The following is a 17,361-nucleotide window of genomic DNA, read 5'->3' as shown; positions in this document are numbered from 1 at the left end:
GCCGTCGGCGGGTGCCGGCCCGCCGCCCGCCCGCGCGGGTGCGCGCGGGGCCCCGCCACCCGGCCGGGCCTGTTCCCTCCGCATGTGGTGTGTGACATAGTACTGGCGTGGGCGAGTCGCTGACCTGCGATGTCGTGATCGTCGGCGCCGGGATGGTGGGCGCCGCGTGTGCTCTGTACGCCGCTCGGGCGGGCCTGGACGTGACCGTGGTGGACCGCGGGCCGGTGGCCTCCGGCACGACGGGCGCGGGGGAGGGCGATCTCCTCGTCTCCGACAAGGAGCCCGGCCCCGAACTCGTCCTGGCCCTGCACTCCCTGCGCCTGTGGCGCGAACTCGCCGAGGAGCTGGGCGACCTCGTCGAGTACGAGCCCAAGGGCGGGGTCGTCGTCGCCTCCACCCCCGAGTCGCTGACCGCGCTGGAGGCCCTGGCGTCGGCCCAACGAGCCCGTGGGGTGCGCGCCGTGGGCGTGTCCTCCGGGCAATTGCGCGAGCTGGAGCCGTACCTGGCGCCCGGCCTGGCCGGCGCCGTGCACTACCCGCAGGACGCCCAGGTCATGCCCGCCCTGGCCGCCGCGCACGTGCTGCGGGCCTCGGGCGCGCGGCTGCTGACCGGCCGGACGGTGGGCGAGGTGCTGCGCGGCCCGGCGGGCGCGGTGCGCGGGGTGCGCACCGACCGCGGCACCGTCCACGCCCCGGCCGTCGTCAACGCGGCCGGGGTGTGGGGCGGCGAACTCGCCGCGCACGCAGGGGTGTTCCTGCCCGTGCTGCCCCGGCGCGGCTTCGTCCTCGTCACCGAACCGCTGCCGCCCCGCGTCCGGCACAAGGTCTACGCGGCCGGCTACGTCGCCGATGTATCCGGCGACTCGGCCGCCCTGCGGACCTCCCCGGTGGTCGAGGGTACGGCGGCAGGACCGCTCCTGATCGGCGCCGGCCGTGAACGGGTCGGCTTCGACCGGTCGTTGTCCCTGCCCGCGCTGCGGGCGCTGGCGGCGGGCGCGATCGGGCTGTTCCCGTTCCTGACCGGCGTACGGGTGCTGCGGACGTACGCCGGTTTCCGCCCGTACCTGCCCGACCACCTGCCCGCGATCGGCCCGGACCCCCGCGTGCCCGGGCTGTACCACGCGTGCGGGCACGAGGGCGCGGGCATCGGGCTGGCCACCGGGACCGGGCATCTGATCGCGCGGGCGCTGACCGGGGCGGAGCCCGCCCTGGATCCGGCGCCGTTCCGGCCCGACCGCTTCCCGCCGTCCGGCGCCGGACCGGCCCGCTCCGCGCGGGTCCGGGGGGAGGCCCGGTGAACCCGCTCGAACGGGCGGGGGCCCGGCCCGGCCCCGCCTTCACCGTCACCTTCGACGGCCGGGAGATCGAGGCGCTGCCCGGCCGGACGGTCGCCGCCGTGCTCTGGGCCGCGGGCGTCACCTCCTGGCGCACCACTCGGGGCGCGGGCCGCCCGCGCGGGGTGTTCTGCGGGATCGGCGTCTGCTTCGACTGCCTGGTGACCGTCAACGGCCGCCCCAACCAGCGGGCCTGCCTGGTGCCGGTGCGCCCCGGTGACGTGATCCGCACGCAGGAGGGGACGGGCCATGAGGACTGACCTCGCGGTGATCGGCGCGGGACCGGCGGGACTCGCCGCGGCACTGGCGGCGGCCGCGCGCGGGACACGGGTCACCCTGCTCGACGCGGCCCCGGCGCCCGGCGGCCAGTTCCACCGGCAGCCCGCCCCCGGCCTCCGCGCCCGGCGCCCCCGGACGCTCCACCCCCACCGGCGGACCTGGCAACGGCTGCGGGACGCCCTCACGGCCAGTGACGTGCGCGTACTGACGGGCCATCATGTGTGGGCCGTGGAGCGCGGTTTCACCGTGCACGCCCTGCGCGGCCCGGACCAGCGGGTGCCCGTCGTGGTACGCGCCCGCGCCGTGCTGCTCGCCACCGGCGGCTACGAGAAGGTGCTGCCCTTCCCCGGCTGGACCCTGCCCGGAGTCGTCACCGCGGGCGGAGCGCAGGCCCTGCTGAAGGGGGCGCTGGTGGTGCCGGGGCGCAGGGCCGTCGTGGCGGGCGCCGGACCGCTGCTGCTGCCCGTGGCGACCGGGCTGGCGGCGGCCGGGGTCGAGGTCGCCGCGCTGGTGGAGTCCACCGGGCCCGGAGCCCTCGTACGGCACGGGCGGGCCCTGGCCGCCAAGGTGCCCGAGGGCGCCGGGCACGCGGTCCGGCTGCTGCGCCACCGCATCCGCCTCCTGACCCGCCACACCGTCGTCCGCGCGCACGGCGACACCACGCTGACCGGCGTCACGGTCGCCGCACTGGACGCCGCGGGCCGCGTCCGGCCCGGCACCGCGCGGCACCTCGACTGCGACACCCTGGCCGTCGGGCACGGGATGCTCCCGCACACCGACCTCGCCCAGGCCCTCGGCTGCGGACTCGACGGGCCGGCCGTACGGGTGGACGACGAGCAGCGCACGGACGTGCCGGGCGTGTGGGCGGCGGGGGAGGCCACCGGCATCGGCGGCGCCGGCCTGGCGCTCGCGGAGGGCCACATCGCCGGCCGGTCGGCCGCGGCCCGGCTGAGGGGCACCGCACCCGACCCGCGCGGGTGGTCCGCCGCCGCCCGGGCCCGCAGCCGGCTGCGCGCCTGCGCGACGGCACTCGACGCCGCGTACGCCCCGCCCGCGCACTGGGCCGACCAGGTCACCGACGACACCGTGGTCTGCCGCTGCGAGGAGGTCACCGCGGGCGCCGTCCGCGCGGCCGTGACCGGGCTCGGCGCGGGAGACCTGCGCACCGTGAAGCTGCTCACCCGGGCCGGCATGGGCTGGTGCCAGGGCCGGATGTGCGCACCGGCGGTCGCAGGGACCGCCGGCTGCGAACTCGTCCCGGGCCGGATGCTGTTGGCCCGGCCCGTGCCGCTCGGCGTGCTCGCCCGCCACCCCGACGACGTCACCGAGGAGGGAACCCCATGACCATGACCGGCCACCGCCCCTGGCACGGTGTCCTCGTCGCCACCGCGCTGCCGCTGCGCGAGGACCTGTCCGTGGACTACGACCGCTACGCCGAGCAGTGCGCCTGGCTCGTCGACAACGGCTGCGACGGCGTCGTGCCCAACGGCTCGCTCGGTGAGTACCAGGTACTCACCCCCGAGGAGCGCTCCCGGGTCGTCGACACCGCCGTCGCCGCGATCGGCGGGCAGCGCGTGGTGCCGGGCGTGGCCGCCTACGGGTCCGCGGAGGCACGCCGCTGGGCCGAGCAGGCGGGCGGCGCCGGCTGCCGGGCGGTGATGCTGCTGCCGCCCAACGGCTACCGCGCCGACGAGCGTTCGGTCCTTGCCCACTACGCCGAGGTCGCCGAGACGGGCCTGCCCGTCGTCGCCTACAACAATCCCGTCGACACCAAGGTCGACCTCGTGCCCGAGCTGCTGGCGAGGCTGCACGGCGAGGGACACATCCGAGCCGTCAAGGAGTTCTCCGGCGACGTCCGCCGCGCCTGGCGGATCGCCGAACTCGCCCCGGACCTCGACCTGCTGGCCGGTGCCGACGACGTCCTGCTGGAGTTCGCCCTCGCGGGCGCCAAGGGCTGGGTGGCCGGCTTCCCGAACGTCCTGCCCGCCGCGACCGTCGAGCTGTTCCACGCCGCCGTCGACGGCGACCTGGCCACTGCCCGGCACCTGTACCGGCAGCTGCACCCGCTGCTGCGCTGGGACTCGCGCCCCGAGTTCGTGCAGGCCGTCAAGCTGTCCATGGACGTGACCGGACGGTACGGCGGGCCGGTGCGGCCGCCCCGTATGCCCCTGCTGCCGGGGCAGGAGGCCGCCGTCCGCGCCGCCACCGAGAAGGCCCTCGCGGCCGGACTCGCCTAGGGGCCGGGAAGGGCGGACGCTCATGCGCAGCAGACTCGTCCTGCACGCCGTCGACTCGCACACCGAGGGCATGCCCACCCGCGTCGTCACCGGCGGGATCGGCACCGTGCCCGGAGCGACCATGAACGAGCGGCGGCTGTGGTTCCGCGCACACCGGGACGACGTGAGGCGGTTGCTGATGGACGAACCGCGGGGCCACTCCGCCATGAGCGGGGCGATCCTCCAGCCGCCGACCCGCCCCGACTGCGACTGGGGCGTCCTCTACATCGAGGTCTCCGGCTTTCTGCCGATGTGCGGGCACGGCACGATCGGCGTGGCGACCGTGCTGGTCGAGACGGGGATGGTCGAGGTGGCCGAACCGGTCACCACCATCCGGCTGGACACCCCGGCGGGCCCGGTGACCGCCGAGGTCGACGTACGCGACGGCGCCGCCAGGGCCGTGACGCTGCGCAACGTTGCGTCCTTCGCCGCCGGCCTCGGCCGCGAGGCCACCCTGCCGGACGGGCGGACGGTGACGTACGACCTCGCGTACGGCGGGAACTTCTACGCCATCGCCCCGCTGTCGGAGTTCGGCCTGCCCTTCGACCGCGCCCGCAAGGACGACATCCTCGCCGCCGGACTGGCGCTGATGGAGGCGGTCGACGCCGACGGGGAGCCGGTGCACCCGGGGGACCCGTCCATCCGCGGCTGCCACCACGTCCACCTGTACGCCCCCGGCGCCACCGCACGCCACTCGCGGCACGCGATGGTGATCCACCCCGGCTGGTTCGACCGCTCGCCCTGCGGCACCGGAACCAGCGCGCGGATGGCGCAGCTGCACGCGCGGGGCGAACTGCCCCTGCACACCGAGTTCGTGAACGAGTCCTTCATCGGCACCCGGTTCACCGGCCGGCTGCTCGGCACCACGGAGGTGGGCGGACGCCCCGCGGTGCTGCCCAGCTTCACCGGACGCGCCTGGATCACCGGCACCGCCCAGTACCTCCTCGACCCCGAGGACCCCTTCCCGGCCGGGTTCGTCCTGTAGGCCGCACCGATAATGTGCCGGTGATCCAGGAGGAGGACGACCGCATGGCACCGCAGCACGGCCCCGCACTGCCCGCCCTGGGCGGCAGGAGGCCCAGCTACCGGGAGCGGGTGGCGGACGCGCTGCGGGCCGCGCTGATCACCGGCGAACTGCGTCCGGGCGAGGTGTACTCCGCGCCCGGCCTCGCCGCCCGCTTCGGGGTCTCCGCGACACCGGTGCGCGAGGCGATGCTCGACCTGGCGAAGGAGGGGGTGGTCGACACCGTCCCCAACAAGGGCTTCCGGGTCACCGCCGTCTCCGGGCGGCAGCTCGACGAGTACACCCACGTCCGTGCCCTGATAGAGATCCCGACCACGGCCTCGCTGGCGACCACCGCCGACCCCGGCGACCTGGCGGCGCTGCGGCCCGTCGCGCAGGAGATCGTGACCTCGGCCGTGGCCGGTGACCTCATCGCGTACGTCGAGGCGGACCTGCGCTTCCACCTCGGTCTGCTGGCCCTCGCGGGCAACGGTCACCTGGTGGAGGTGGTCGGCGACCTGCGGCGGCGCTCCCGGCTGTACGGGCTGACCTCCCTGGCCGAACAGGGGCGGCTCCGGGCGTCGGCCGAGGAGCACCTTGACCTGCTGGACGCGCTGCTCGCCCGGGACGAGGAGGCCACGCGGGAGGTGCTGACCCGGCACCTGGGGCATGTGCGGGGACTCTGGGCCGCTCCCTGACCGTTCAGGGGCCGAGCACAGCACCAGCCGCCCTCCCCGGCACCGGGACACGCAGATCATCGTGGTCTCCCCGGACGCCCGCTCCTCCTCGGTGAGCACCGCGTCGCGGTGGTCCGGGGGGCCGGCGAATCGGGGTGCTCATCCCTCCGGGCGTGCTGCGCACGACAGGGGCGGCGACCTCCTGCCAGGATGTGAGGGGGCCGGACCTGCCGCACCGGCGAGTCGTTGATGCCCGGGCTGACGCGCGACCGTCCAAGCCGGTGTTCCCTCGGCAAGGGAGAGGCATGACCGACACAGACTCCGACGGGGCCACGAGCGGCCGGCGTCCCGGGCGCCGCGATCCCGGCTCCGGCATCGTCGACCTGAGGCGTGTCGGGGTGAACCCCGACTACTGGTATCCGGTCGCGCGGTCCGGGAAGGTGCGCAGCGGCCGGGTGATCGCAACGGCCTGGGCCGGCGAGCGGATCGCGCTCTACCGCGGGCGGAGCGGTGCCGTCCACGCGCTGGAGGACCGGTGCGCCCACCGGCAGGTGCCGTTGAGCATGGGAGTCGTGGAGGGCGAGACCCTCCGCTGCTGCTATCACGCCTGGGCCTATCGCGGCGACGGCCGCATCTCACAGATCCCCTACCTCTCCAAGGGCGACGGCCGGCCGCCGCGCGGCGTGCGCGGCTACCCCGTCCACGAGGCGTACGGCCTGGTGTTCGTCTTCCCCGGCGATCCGGAGAAGGCGGCGGACACACCGCTGCCCGAGCTGCCGGCGTTCGGCTCGCCGAAGTACAGGACCATGACCTTCTCCCGGACGGTGCGCTGCCACTACTCGTTCATGCACGAGAACCTGCTCGACATGAACCACCAGTTCCTCCATCGCGGTGTCGTCGGCAGGCTCCACCCCGAGCTGCTGGAGTACCGCACCGGCGAGCGATCGGTGGAGGCGAAGTACCTGTTCACCCACGCCGGAGGGAAGCGGAACCGCGGCGCCGGCCTGCTGGCCGGGGAGGGCCTCGGGGGCAGCGACTCCGCCGACGTGATGACCATCCGTACGGAATACCCGTACCAGACACTCGACCTGGTCCCGGAGAACGCCGAACGCCCGGCCTTCCGCCTCTGGGTCGCGTACGTGCCCGAGGACGCCGAGCAGCGCCGGTGCCGCGCCTACGGCCTCCTCATGATCGAGAAGCCCGGGATTCCGGGCGCGCTGCACCTGGCGTGGCCGCTCATCAGGCGCTTCACCGAGCGCGTGTTCGCCGAGGACCGCATGGCCGTCGAAGCCGAGCAACGGGCGTGGGACGAACAGGGCGAGGACCGCAACCACGAGGTCTTCCCCCTGATCCTGGACGTGCGCGAGGTGCTGCGGGCCAACGGTGTGCCGCTGCGCCCCCGGGGCGCCGTCTGCGGCCCGGCCTCGGGCGACGGTCGGACGGCGGTGCCCGGCGCCCATCCGGCAGGACCGGGCACGCCTGCCGGTGCGGAGCCCTCCGCGGACCAGCCGGGCGTGTGAGCGCGGGCGAGAGCCGTTCGGCGGACTTCGCGCCGCAACCGACCCCGGCAGGGCAACCGCCTCGGTGAAGTACGGGGTCCCCGTTTTTTCTCTGCCGTGACAGGCTGGTCAGCGGACTTCAGTCCCTGGCGTTCTGACGCCGGGTGGACAGCCGTTCGCGCGTTCGCGCGGAGCCAGGTGTCGACGGCCGGCGCGACGATGTCGCCGTGCGGGATGCCGGTGTCGGCGGGCGACCGCCGCACCTCACGTACCGCCGAGCTTCACATGGGCGCAATCCGACCCTTCCCTCCCGTTCGATGCCCTTGGAACACTCGCTGCGCGCATCCCCCCTGTACCGGCCGTCCGTACGTCAGGATGAGAGGTCCCTCATGCCCGAAGTCAACCGGCGCCGCTTTCTCCAGCTCGCGGGCGCCACGACGGCGCTCACGGCGCTGTCCGGCAGTATCGAACGTGCCGCCGCGCTGCCCGCGAACCACCGCACCGGGTCGATCGAGGACGTCGAGCACATCGTCGTCCTCATGCAGGAGAACCGTTCCTTCGACCACTACTTCGGCACGCTCGGCGGTGTCCGCGGCTTCGGTGACCCGCGCCCGGTGACCCTGCCGAACGGCAAGCCCGTCTGGCACCAGTCGGACGGCACGAAGGACGTGCTGCCCTTCCACCCCGACGCCGACGACCTTGGCCTGGCCTTCATCCAGGATCTCCCGCACGGCTGGAACGACGGGCACCAAGCCTTCAACCAGGGCAAGTACGACCAGTGGGTGCCCGCCAAGTCGTCCACCACGATGGCGTACCTGACCCGGGACGACATCCCGTTCCACTACGCCCTCGCCGACGCCTTCACCGTCTGCGACGCCTACCACTGCTCGTTCATCGGCTCCACCGACCCCAACCGCTACTACCTCTGGACCGGCTGCACCGGCAACGACGGCCGGGGCGGCGGCCCGGTCCTCGGCAACGACGAGGCGGGCTACAGCTGGACGACGTACCCGGAGCGGCTGGAGAAGGCGGGCGTCTCCTGGAAGATCTACCAGGACGTCGGCGACGGCCTCGACGCCGCCGGCGGCTGGGGCTGGATCCAGGACGCCTACCGCGGGAACTACGGCGACAACTCCCTGCTGTACTTCGAGCAGTACCAGAACGCCCAGCCCGGCGACCCCCTCCACGACAAGGCCCGCACCGGCACCGACGCCCGCAAGGGCGAGGGATTCTTCGACCGGCTCAGGGCCGACGTCAAGAACGGCGAACTGCCCGAGATCTCCTGGGTCGTCGCCCCCGAGGCGTTCACCGAGCACCCCAACTGGCCCGCCAACTACGGCGCCTGGTACATATCCCAGGTCCTGGACGCGCTCACGTCCAACCCCGAGGTGTGGGCGAAGACGGCCCTGTTCGTCACCTACGACGAGAACGACGGCTTCTTCGACCACGTGCTGCCGCCGTTCCCGCCCGCCTCCGCCGCGCAGGGCAAGTCGACGGTCGACGTCGGCCCGGACGTCTTCCAGGGCGACGGCTCGCACGTCCCCGGCCCGTACGGACTCGGCCAGCGGGTGCCGATGCTCGTCGTCTCGCCGTGGAGCAAGGGCGGGTTCGTCTGCTCCGAGACGCTGGACCACACCTCCGTCATCCGGTTCATGGAGCGCCGCTTCGGCGTGCACGAGCCGAACATCTCGCCCTGGCGGCGGGCCGTCTGCGGCGACCTGACCTCGGCGTTCGACTTCTCCCGCAAGGACACCCGGCCGGTCTCGCTGCCGGACACCTCCGGCTACCGGCCGCCGGACCACGACCGCCACCCCGACTACGTGCCGAACCCGCCCACCCGCCCGGTGCTGCCCCGCCAGGAGAACGGCCACCGGCCCACCCGACCCCTCAAGTACGCGCCCACCGTGGACGGTTCGGCGGACACCACGGCCGGGAAGTTCGCGCTGACCTTCGCCTCCGGCGCGCACGCCGGCGCCGTCTTCCTGGTCACTTCCGGCAACCGCGCCGACGGCCCGTGGACGTACACGACCGAGGCCGGCAAGACGGTCTCCGACACCTGGAACACCGCGTACTCCGGCGGCTCCTACGACCTGAGCGTGCACGGCCCCGGCGGCTTCCTGCGCGTCTTCGAGGGCCCCGGCACGGCGGCCGGCCCCGAGGTCACCGCCCGGCACACCGGCGACGACGTCGAGCTCACCTTCACCAACAAGGGCGCGGTCACGGTGCGGCTGAAGGTGACCAGCGGCTACGGCGGCGCGTCGCGGACGGTGGCGGTGCGCCCCGGCGCCACGGTGAAGCAGCTCTTCGACCTGACGGCGAGCAGCCGTTGGTACGACCTGGAGGTCACCTCCGACGCGGACGCGACGTATCTGCGGCGGTTCGCCGGACATGTCGAGAACGGGCGTCCGGGGGTGAGCGACCCGGCGATCGCGACCGGCTGACGGGCCCCTCTGGCCCGGTGTCTTTCCGGCCAACTCACGGTAGTGTGCCCCGGTGACCACGCATTCGAACACACCTGCAGGTTGGTACCCGGATCCGCACGGGGCGTCCCAGACTCTGCGTTACTGGGACGGCTCCCAGTGGACCGAGCACACCCACGCCGGCCAGCCGGGCCAGGGCACGCCCCAGATGCCGCAGCAGCCGGCCGGTCCCGACGCGCGCGTGCAGCGCCAGGTGCAGCAGCAGGCCGGTGTCGCCCCGAGCGGCGCCGGGGGCGGCTCCCTCTTCAGCGAGCCCGTGCTGGTGGTGAACCAGAAGGCCAAGCTGATCGAGCTGACCAACGAGTACAAGGTCTTCGACCAGAACGGCAACCAGATCGGCGCGGTCACCGAGGTCGGTCAGAGCGCGCTGAAGAAGATCCTCCGGTTCGTCTCCAGCCTCGACCAGTTCATGACGCACAAGCTGGAGATCCGCGACTCCCACGGTCGGCCGCAGCTGCTCCTGACCCGGCCCGCGAAGATATTCAAGTCCCGGGTGATCGTGTCGCGTCCGGACGGCTCCGTCGTCGGCGAGATCGTCCAGCAGAACGTCTTCGGCAAGATCAACTTCGCGATGAACGCGAACGGCCAGCAGGTCGGCGCGATCAAGGCGGAGAACTGGCGCGCCTGGAACTTCGCGATCGTCGACCACGCCCAGAACGAGGTCGCCCGGATCACCAAGACCTGGGAGGGCCTGGCCAAGACGATGTTCACCACGGCCGACAACTACGTCCTGCAGATCCACTTCCAGCTGCCCGAGCCGCTGCTGAGCCTGGTGGTGGCGACGGCGCTGACCGTCGACACCGCGCTCAAGCAGGACTCGCGCGGACTGGGCTGACGGACGGTCACAGCGGTGTGAGAGGCCCCGGTCCGGCGGGCCGGGGCACCACCGCCTTCTCCTGCGACACCGGTTGCGGCTCCAGCGTCAGGACGGCGGCCACGGGGTGCGCCCCGGGGCCGCTGCCGCGTTCCCTCGCCGAGTACGGTGCCGACGCGTCCCGTCCGGCTGTCCCGGCCCGCGCGGGCCGGGGCGCCGTTTCGGGTCGCTCGTGCCGGGGCGCCGTCTCGTTCCGCGCGGGCCGGGGCGCCGCCCGCGACAGCAGCACCACACCCGCGGCGGCGAGTGCCGCTCCCGCCAGGGCGAGGAGGACGCCCGCCGTGCCGCCGGACAGGCCCTGGCCCAGCAGGGTCAGGCCGATCAGCGCCGCCGCCACCGGGTTCGCCAGCGTCACCACCGCGAGCGGAGCGCCGAGGCCGGCCCGGTAGGCGGTCTGCGACAGCAGCAGTCCGCTCGTCGCGAACGCCGCCACCAGCAGCGCCACCAGGACCACCCGCACGCTCAGCAGCGGCCCCGAGTGGTCGGTGGCGGCCACCGTGACCGTCTGGGTCAGGGCCGAGGCCACCCCCGAGGCGACGCCGGACGCGGCCGCGTGCCGCAGGCCCGGCCGCGCTCCCGGCCGGGACAGCGCGCCGATGAGAGCGGCCGTGGCGCCGGCTACGGCCACCGCCCCGACCGGGCTCAGCACCTGCTCGGGCGCGGGCCCGGAGGCCGCGAGGAGCAGCGCGCCGAGTCCGAGGAGGGTGCAGGCCGTGCCCCGCCACTCGGTCCCGCTCACCCGCCGCCCGGCCGCCCGGGCCCCCATGGGCACGGCGGCCACCAGCGTCAGCGCGCCGAGCGGCTGCACCACGGTCAGCGGGCCGTACCGGAGCGCCACCACGTGCAGCAGGGCCGCCGACCCGTTCAGCGCGACGGCCGACCACCAGCCGCCGGAGCGCAGCAGCCGCCCGGCGTCCGCCCCGGCGCCACGGCGGGCCAGCCGCTCCTGGGCGACGGCGGCCGCCGCGTAGGCGACGGCCGAGAACAGCGACAGGACCACGGCGAGCAGCGTGGCGCTCATCGGCCCGCCCCCGCCAGGGCGTTGGCCTGGTCCGGCCCGAACTGCGCGGGGCCGCGCGCCGCCGGGGTCGCCGCGACCGACGGGGCTGCCGGGACCGCCGCCCGGTGCGGTGGGCGCACCGCCGTCAGGGCCACGGCGAGCAGGGCCGCCGCCACGAGCGCGTCGAGCCAGTAGTGGTTCGCCGTGCCCACGATCACCAGCAGCGTCACCAGCGGGTGCAGCAGCCACAGCGCGCGCCACCGGGACCGGGTGGCCGCGATCAGCCCGACCGCCACCATCAGCGCCCAGCCGAAGTGCAGCGACGGCATCGCCGCGAACTGGTTCGACAGATGGTCGCCGCGCGGCGATCCGTACACCGACGGCCCGTACGCGCGCGCGGTGTCCACCAGGTGCGCCGCGCCGAGCATCCGCGGCGGGGCGAGCGGGAACGCCAGATGCAGCGCCAGGGCCGCCGCCGTCACCATGGCGAGGACCCGGCGGGCCCAGACGTAGTGGGCGGGGCGCCGCAGGTAGAGCCAGACCAGGAAGGCCGCGGTGGCCGGGAAGTGGACGGCCGCGTAGTAGGTGTTGGCGAGATGTGCCGGGAGGCCGCCGGGCAGCAGCGGGGACTGCACCGCCCCCTCCCAGGGCAGGTGGAGCGTCCGCTCCAGGTCCCAGACCCGGTGGGCGTTGCGGAACGCCTCGGCGGTGTGCCCCGCCGCCAGTTGCCGGCCGAGCTTGTAGACGAGGAAGAGCCCCGCCACGAGCAGGAACTCCCGGACGAGCGGAGGGCGCGCGGGCGCGCCGGACTCCGCCACGGCGGTCTCGGTGCGGGGGCTCGTGCCCCGGGCCGGCTCGGCCGTCGTGGCCCGGGGCGGCTCGGCGGCGGCCGCGGCCCGGGCGTCCGTGTCCCCGACCGCCTCGGCGGCCTCGGTACGCGGAGCCGACCCCGGTGTCCCGGCGGCCTCGGTACGGGCGGTCATCCCCGGCCCCCTCGTTGACGGTGGTGCGTGTGGTGGTGCGTGCCCTGGCCCGGAGTACCGGAGCGGGCGGACATCGATACGGTAGCGTACCGATACGCGAGTGTACCGATACGGTTCGGTACCGGTACGCTGACGTATCGATGGATGTGCGCCACACTGGGAGCGGGCCGGCCGGCCCGCCGGACGCCGACCGAGGGGAAGAGCGATGACGCCGCAGGCCGCGGACCGACCCGAACCGGTCGTCGCCTCGCGCCGCTCCAAGCTGACGCCCGAGCGTGAGCAGGAGTTCTTCGACGCCGTGCTAGACCAGATCCGGGAGTGCGGCTACGACTCCGTGACCATGGAGGGCGTCGCCGCGAGCACCCGTTGCAGCAAGTCCACGCTGTACCGGCAGTGGAGGACCAAGCCGCAGTTCGTCGCGGCCGCGCTGCGCTCCAACCGCCGGTCGCGCTTCGACGGCGTGGACACCGGCTCGCTCGCGGAGGACCTGCGGTGCGCCGCGCGGGCCGCGGGGGAGTGGTCGGGCAAGGACACCAGGCTGGTGGAGGCGCTCGGGCACGCCATCACGCAGGACCCGGAGCTGAGGTGCGCGCTGCGCGAGACGCTCGTGGAGCCGGAGATCGCCGCTCTGCGGGAGATCCTGCGGCGTGGGGTCGAACGCGGGGAGGTGCCCGCCGGTCATCCCGCGCTGGAGTTCGTGCCGGTGCAGATGTTCGGAGTGCTGCGCGTCCGGCCCGTGCTGGAGGGGAAGTACGCCGACCCGGACTACCTGGTCCGGTTCGTCGAGGCCGCCGTGCTGCCGGCGCTCGGCCTCACCTGAGACCCGGGCCGCCGTCCACGGGATGACTGGACGGCGGCCCGACCGCGCCGCACCGTGGGGACGGGGGCGGCGCGCACCCCAGGCCGGGCGGGGCTCCTCTGGAGCGGAGAGGGCCCCGCCCGGCCGATGCGTGGTGCCCGGACGGGCGCGACGGTCACACGTTCCGGCCGTCGCCGCCGCCCGCGGCGGGCTTGATGCCCTTGGTGATCTCGTCGATGACGGACTGCTTCTGCCCGACGTCCACACCGAAGCGGACGACGATGATCCGCCGTGAGTCCGCGGGCGAGGGGAAGGCCAGCGACTCGACGTAGCCGTCGGCGCCCTTGCCGGTGACCGCCTTCCAGCGGACCAGATAGCCCTTCTGCCCGGCCACGGTGACCCCCTTGGAGGCCAGCACCTGGTGCGAGGTGATCGAGCCGTACGTCTTGCCGCCGTAGGACTCGCGGGCATTGGCCGCTATGTCGGCCTTCGCGACCTCCTCGGCCGTGCTGCCCCGGGTGCCCAGGAGCAGGGCGGGCGCCGAGTACGCGCCGCCCTTGGTGCACGTCTTGGAGGTGTCGCCGGGGCACTTGTACGCGCCGTCCGACGTCACCTGGGCGCCCGCCGTCAGCTGCTGGCCGTACCAGCCCCCGGGGACGGGCAGGCTGATGCCGCTGATCCGGTCGGTGACCGAGCCGCTGCGGATCTTCGGGGCCCCGGACTCGCCGGGGCCGGGCGAGCGGCCGTCGGACCCGCCCGAGCCGCCGAACGGGTCGCCCTGGCCGTCGGGGCCCTCCGGCCCGCCCCGGCCGCCCGGCCCCTGCCGGGACCCCGCGCGGTCGCCGCCGCCCCCGCCGTGCGCGGCCAGCGCGAACACGCCCACCCCGATGCTGGCCAGCACCGCGGCGGCCACCGTCACGGCGACGCCCATGCGCAGGCCGCGGCGCGGCGTGGTCTGCGGCTGCGCCGGATACGCCGGGTGTCCGGGGTATGCCGGATACGCCCCGACGGCCGGCGTCTGCGCCGGGGGACCCCATGCGGCGGCCGTCCCCGCGGCGCGGGTCCGGTCCGTCCAAGCCGTGCCGTCCCACCAGCGCTCGGTGGCGGGACCGTCCTTCGTCTGCCCGGGGTCGGGGTACCACCCGGGAGGAGTCACCTGCGTCATGCCCCCACCGTATGAGGTGTCGGTGAAAGCCGGATGAGAGGACCCGGGTTCGCGCGGGGGAACCGGCTCGCGCGGTCGGCGACGTCCCCGCCGGGCACTGCCCGCCGGAACCGAACCGGCTTCCCCCGCAGGTCTGTTGACGAACCAGCCGTCCGTCGCGCAGGTCGCGGCACCCGCCGCGTCGCCCGTCCGCACCGTCCGTCACCCGTCACGGCAACAGGTGGCCGGACCGCCCTCCGCTTCGGCGGCCCGACGGCTACTCTCGAGTTCTGTACGTCGTTCGGGCGACTCGGGGAGGTAGCGGGATGACGGAGGTAGGGCCGGGTGCGGCCGCCTCGGCCTCCCTGTGGGAGCGTGACGAGGAAGTCGCCGCCGTCCTGCGCGCGGTCGACACCCTGTGCGCCGACCGGTCGTCCTCGGGCAGCCTGCTGCTCTTCGAGGGCGAGGCGGGACTGGGCAAGACCGCCCTGCTGGCGGAGACCCGCCACCTGGCCGAGCGGCGCGGCTGCACGGTCTGGTCGGCCCGCAGCGGCGAGACCCTCCGGTCCGTCCCCTTCAACGTCGTACGCCAGTTGCTCCAGCCGGCGCTCCTGTCGCTGATGCCGGAGGAGGCCCGCGAGTACCTCGGCGACTGGTACGACATCGCCGGCCCCGCCCTCGGCATCGCCGAACCGGGCGACCGGCACGCGGACCCGCAGGGCGTGTGCGACGGACTGGTCGCCGCCGTGCGCCGCCTCGCCAAGCGCGAGTGGCCGCTCGTGCTGCTGATCGACGACGCCCACTGGGCCGACCAGGAGACCCTGCGCTGGCTCGCCGCGTTCGCCGAGCGCCTCGACGACCTGTCCGTGCTGGTCGTGGTGACCCGCCGCCCCGGGGACGTCGGCGGCGACAGCGGCCGCCATCTCGCGGCGGTCGGCGCGGCCGCCGGCATCAGCACCCTCAACGCCCTGACCCCGCAGGCGACCGCCGGTCTCACCCGCGCCACCCTCGGCCCGCACGCGGACGCCGCGTTCTGTCGCGAGGTGTGGGCCGTCACCGCCGGCAACCCCTACGAGACCGTCGAACTGCTCGCCAAGTGCCAGGACAGCGAGATCGAACCGGTCGAGGCCCGGGCCGGCGAACTGCGCGCCCTGAACCGCTCGGCCCGCGGCGGCGGCCTCGTCGCCCGGCTGGAGGACCTCGGCATCGACGCCACCCGGTTCGCCTGGGCCGCCGCCATCCTCGGCACCGGCATCACCGTCGACCTGGTCGCGCGGCTCGCCACCATGGGGCGCGACGAGGCCGCCCGCTGCGCCGAACTGCTGTGCGGCGCCCGGATCCTGACCAGGCCCGCCCCGGCCGGGGCCCGGGGCGGCGACGGGGACCTGGAGTTCGTCCACCCGCTCATCGCGAGCGCCGTCTACCACTCCATCCCGGACGCCCTGTGCACCGCCATGCACGGCATCGCCGCCCAGGTCGTCACCGACTGCGGACTCGGCGCCGCCGCGGCCTCCCGGCACCTGCTCCAGGTGCATCCGGACGACGACGAGGAACTCGTCGAGCAACTGCGCCTGGCCGCCCGCGAACACCTCGCCGTCGGCGCCCCCGACGCCGCCCGCCGCTGCCTGGAACGGGCCCTGCTGGAGCCGCCCACCCCCGAGGTGCACGCCCGCGTCCTGTACGAACTGGGCTGCGCCACCCTGCTGACCGCGCCCGCCCGCACCATCGAGCACCTCCAGCGGGCCCTGAGCATGCCCGGACTCGACGGCGACACCCGGGTGGACGCCGTCTGGCGTCTGTCCCAGGCGCTGCTCCACAACGACCAGCTGGAGGAGGCCGTCCGCACGGTCGAGGCGGAGGCCGCCCGCCACGAACCGGGGCCCACCCGGCTGCGGCTGCAGGCCGTGCAGTTCATGTGGGAGGGCATCCACGCGGGCGAGTCGAGCTCGCCGGACCGCTCCGAGCGGCTCGCCCGCCTCGCCGCGGGCTGCACCGGCCGCGACAACCCCGAGCGGGCCCTGCTGATCCTGCGCGGCTTCGACGCCATGACCCACGGGGAGAGCGCCGAGGAAGTCGTCGAACTGTGCGACCGCGCCCTCGTCAACGGCCGCCTCGCGCCCGGCCTCGGCTGGACCGACCCCGAGTGGGGCATCGAGCTGCTGTTGATGCTGGCCAGCGCCTACGCCTACTGCGACCGGCTGGACCGCGCCGACGCCCTCTACAACGAGGCCCTGCGCGCCTACGAGACCGCCGGCTGGAGCGGCGGTCACCTCGCGCTGGCCCACGCCTACGTCGGCCTCGGCCACCGCAGGCGCGGCCGGCTGAAGGAGGCGGAGGCCTCCCTGCGCGAGTCGCTGCGGTTCGCCGAGCGGGTCGGCCGCGGACTGCCCCTGTACTGGACCGCGACCTGCAACCTCGTCGACACCCTGATCGCCCGCGGGCACGTCGAGGAGGCCTGGGAGATCGCCGAGCGGTACGGGTTCGCCCCGCCCTACCCCACGACCATCGTCATCCCCGACCCGCGCTCCGTGCGCGGCCGGCTGCTGCTCGCCGTCGGCCGCACCAAGGACGGCATCAACGAACTGGAGGCCGCCGAGAAGGCGGCGGCCGTGCGCGGCCACCACAACCCGGTGATGGTGCCCTGGGCGGTCGACCTCGCCCTGGCCCTGGCGACCGAGGACCCGGCGCGGGCCGGGCGGCTGGCCGCCGACGTCCGCCGCCAGGCCGAGCGCTTCGGCACCGACACCGCCATCGGCGAGGCACTGCGCTGCGCGGCCGCCCTGGAGACCGGCCAGCGCGCGGTGCGCCTGGCCGCCCGGGCCGTCGCCTACCTGGAGGCCTCCCCCTGCCAGTACGAGCACGCCGCCGCCCGCGTCGAGCACGGCATCCTCGCCCGTTCGACCGCGGAACTCGAGCGCGGTCTGGCGCTGGCCCGTTCGTGCGGCGCGGACGGGCTGGCGGCCCGGGCGCGACAGGTGCTGGAGTCCGCGAGCGGACTGCGCTAGCGGGTTCC

14 protein-coding genes and 1 pseudogene are annotated in these 17,361 nt (G+C 74.8%); 11 read left to right on the top strand and 4 right to left on the bottom strand.

The window, feature by feature from the left end:
• Positions 1-107: 107 nt before the first annotated feature.
• The 6 genes from ACF1A5_RS31815 to ACF1A5_RS31790 are packed head-to-tail and all read left to right on the top strand — an operon-like array spanning position 108 to position 5,590.
• Positions 108-1,298, top strand: a complete 1,191-nt coding sequence (locus tag ACF1A5_RS31815; protein WP_392196331.1) for an NAD(P)/FAD-dependent oxidoreductase — start codon at positions 108-110, stop codon at positions 1,296-1,298.
• On the top strand, positions 1,295-1,594 hold the full coding sequence (locus ACF1A5_RS31810) for a (2Fe-2S)-binding protein (protein WP_392196330.1): 300 nt from the start codon (positions 1,295-1,297) through the stop codon (positions 1,592-1,594). Before ACF1A5_RS31815 ends, ACF1A5_RS31810 begins: the two co-directional genes overlap by 4 nt.
• Positions 1,584-2,957, top strand: coding sequence for an NAD(P)/FAD-dependent oxidoreductase (locus ACF1A5_RS31805; protein ID WP_392196329.1), 1,374 nt, complete (start codon positions 1,584-1,586; stop codon positions 2,955-2,957). The genes ACF1A5_RS31810 and ACF1A5_RS31805 overlap by 11 nt, the downstream gene beginning before the upstream one ends.
• Entirely contained in the window at positions 2,954-3,850 is an 897-nt protein-coding gene (locus tag ACF1A5_RS31800) for a dihydrodipicolinate synthase family protein (RefSeq protein WP_392196328.1), read from the top strand. The genes ACF1A5_RS31805 and ACF1A5_RS31800 overlap by 4 nt, the downstream gene beginning before the upstream one ends.
• A gap of 22 nt (positions 3,851-3,872) precedes the next feature.
• Positions 3,873-4,874 carry a proline racemase family protein gene (locus tag ACF1A5_RS31795; RefSeq protein WP_392196327.1) on the top strand — a complete coding sequence of 334 codons (1,002 nt, stop codon included), beginning with the start codon at positions 3,873-3,875 and terminating at the stop codon, positions 4,872-4,874.
• Positions 4,875-4,918: 44 nt separating this feature from the next.
• Positions 4,919-5,590 carry a GntR family transcriptional regulator gene (locus ACF1A5_RS31790; protein ID WP_392196354.1) on the top strand — a complete coding sequence of 224 codons (672 nt, stop codon included), beginning with the start codon at positions 4,919-4,921 and terminating at the stop codon, positions 5,588-5,590.
• A gap of 18 nt (positions 5,591-5,608) precedes the next feature.
• Here the strand turns inward: ACF1A5_RS31790 and ACF1A5_RS31785 are convergent.
• A pseudogene (locus tag ACF1A5_RS31785) lies at positions 5,609-5,713 on the bottom strand (oxidoreductase); the annotation flags it as partial.
• A 161-nt stretch (positions 5,714-5,874) separates the two neighbouring features.
• Here ACF1A5_RS31785 and ACF1A5_RS31780 point away from each other — a divergent pair.
• The 3 genes from ACF1A5_RS31780 to ACF1A5_RS31770 all read left to right on the top strand — a co-directional run bounded on the left by ACF1A5_RS31780 (position 5,875) and on the right by ACF1A5_RS31770 (position 10,383).
• Complete coding sequence (locus ACF1A5_RS31780) at positions 5,875-7,089, top strand: Rieske 2Fe-2S domain-containing protein (RefSeq protein WP_392196326.1); 1,215 nt, start codon at positions 5,875-5,877, stop codon at positions 7,087-7,089.
• Positions 7,090-7,457: 368 nt separating this feature from the next.
• Complete coding sequence (locus ACF1A5_RS31775; RefSeq protein ID WP_392196325.1) at positions 7,458-9,509, top strand: phosphocholine-specific phospholipase C; 2,052 nt, start codon at positions 7,458-7,460, stop codon at positions 9,507-9,509.
• A 52-nt stretch (positions 9,510-9,561) separates the two neighbouring features.
• Complete coding sequence (locus ACF1A5_RS31770; RefSeq protein WP_392196324.1) at positions 9,562-10,383, top strand: phospholipid scramblase-related protein; 822 nt, start codon at positions 9,562-9,564, stop codon at positions 10,381-10,383.
• A gap of 7 nt (positions 10,384-10,390) precedes the next feature.
• Here the strand turns inward: ACF1A5_RS31770 and ACF1A5_RS31765 are convergent, their stop codons facing one another.
• Positions 10,391-11,443 (bottom strand): hypothetical protein, encoded by a 1,053-nt coding sequence (locus tag ACF1A5_RS31765; protein ID WP_392196323.1) that lies wholly within the window; start codon positions 11,441-11,443, stop codon positions 10,391-10,393.
• Positions 11,440-12,405 carry a phosphatase PAP2 family protein gene (locus ACF1A5_RS31760; RefSeq protein WP_392196322.1) on the bottom strand — a complete coding sequence of 322 codons (966 nt, stop codon included), beginning with the start codon at positions 12,403-12,405 and terminating at the stop codon, positions 11,440-11,442. The genes ACF1A5_RS31765 and ACF1A5_RS31760 overlap by 4 nt, the downstream gene beginning before the upstream one ends.
• Before the next feature lie 205 nt (positions 12,406-12,610).
• Here ACF1A5_RS31760 and ACF1A5_RS31755 point away from each other — a divergent pair, with 205 nt between their 5' ends.
• The gene (locus ACF1A5_RS31755; protein ID WP_392196321.1) at positions 12,611-13,225 is read left to right on the top strand and encodes a TetR/AcrR family transcriptional regulator C-terminal ligand-binding domain-containing protein; all 615 of its coding nucleotides are present in this window, start codon (positions 12,611-12,613) and stop codon (positions 13,223-13,225) included.
• A 154-nt stretch (positions 13,226-13,379) separates the two neighbouring features.
• Here the strand turns inward: ACF1A5_RS31755 and ACF1A5_RS31750 are convergent, their stop codons facing one another.
• Entirely contained in the window at positions 13,380-14,369 is a 990-nt protein-coding gene (locus ACF1A5_RS31750) for a DUF2510 domain-containing protein (RefSeq protein WP_392196320.1), read from the bottom strand.
• 305 nt (positions 14,370-14,674) lie between these two features.
• Here ACF1A5_RS31750 and ACF1A5_RS31745 point away from each other — a divergent pair, with 305 nt between their 5' ends.
• Complete coding sequence (locus ACF1A5_RS31745; RefSeq protein WP_392196319.1) at positions 14,675-17,353, top strand: ATP-binding protein; 2,679 nt, start codon at positions 14,675-14,677, stop codon at positions 17,351-17,353.
• The last annotated feature ends 8 nt before the right edge of the window (positions 17,354-17,361 follow it).

Origin of the sequence: Streptomyces sp. NPDC014864 (genome assembly GCF_043081525.1) — a bacterium.
In the GTDB taxonomy this organism is placed as follows: Bacteria; Actinomycetota; Actinomycetes; order Streptomycetales; family Streptomycetaceae; genus Streptomyces.
Note: the sequence above shows the minus strand (reverse complement) of the source record. Positions and strands in the feature narration are given on the sequence as shown.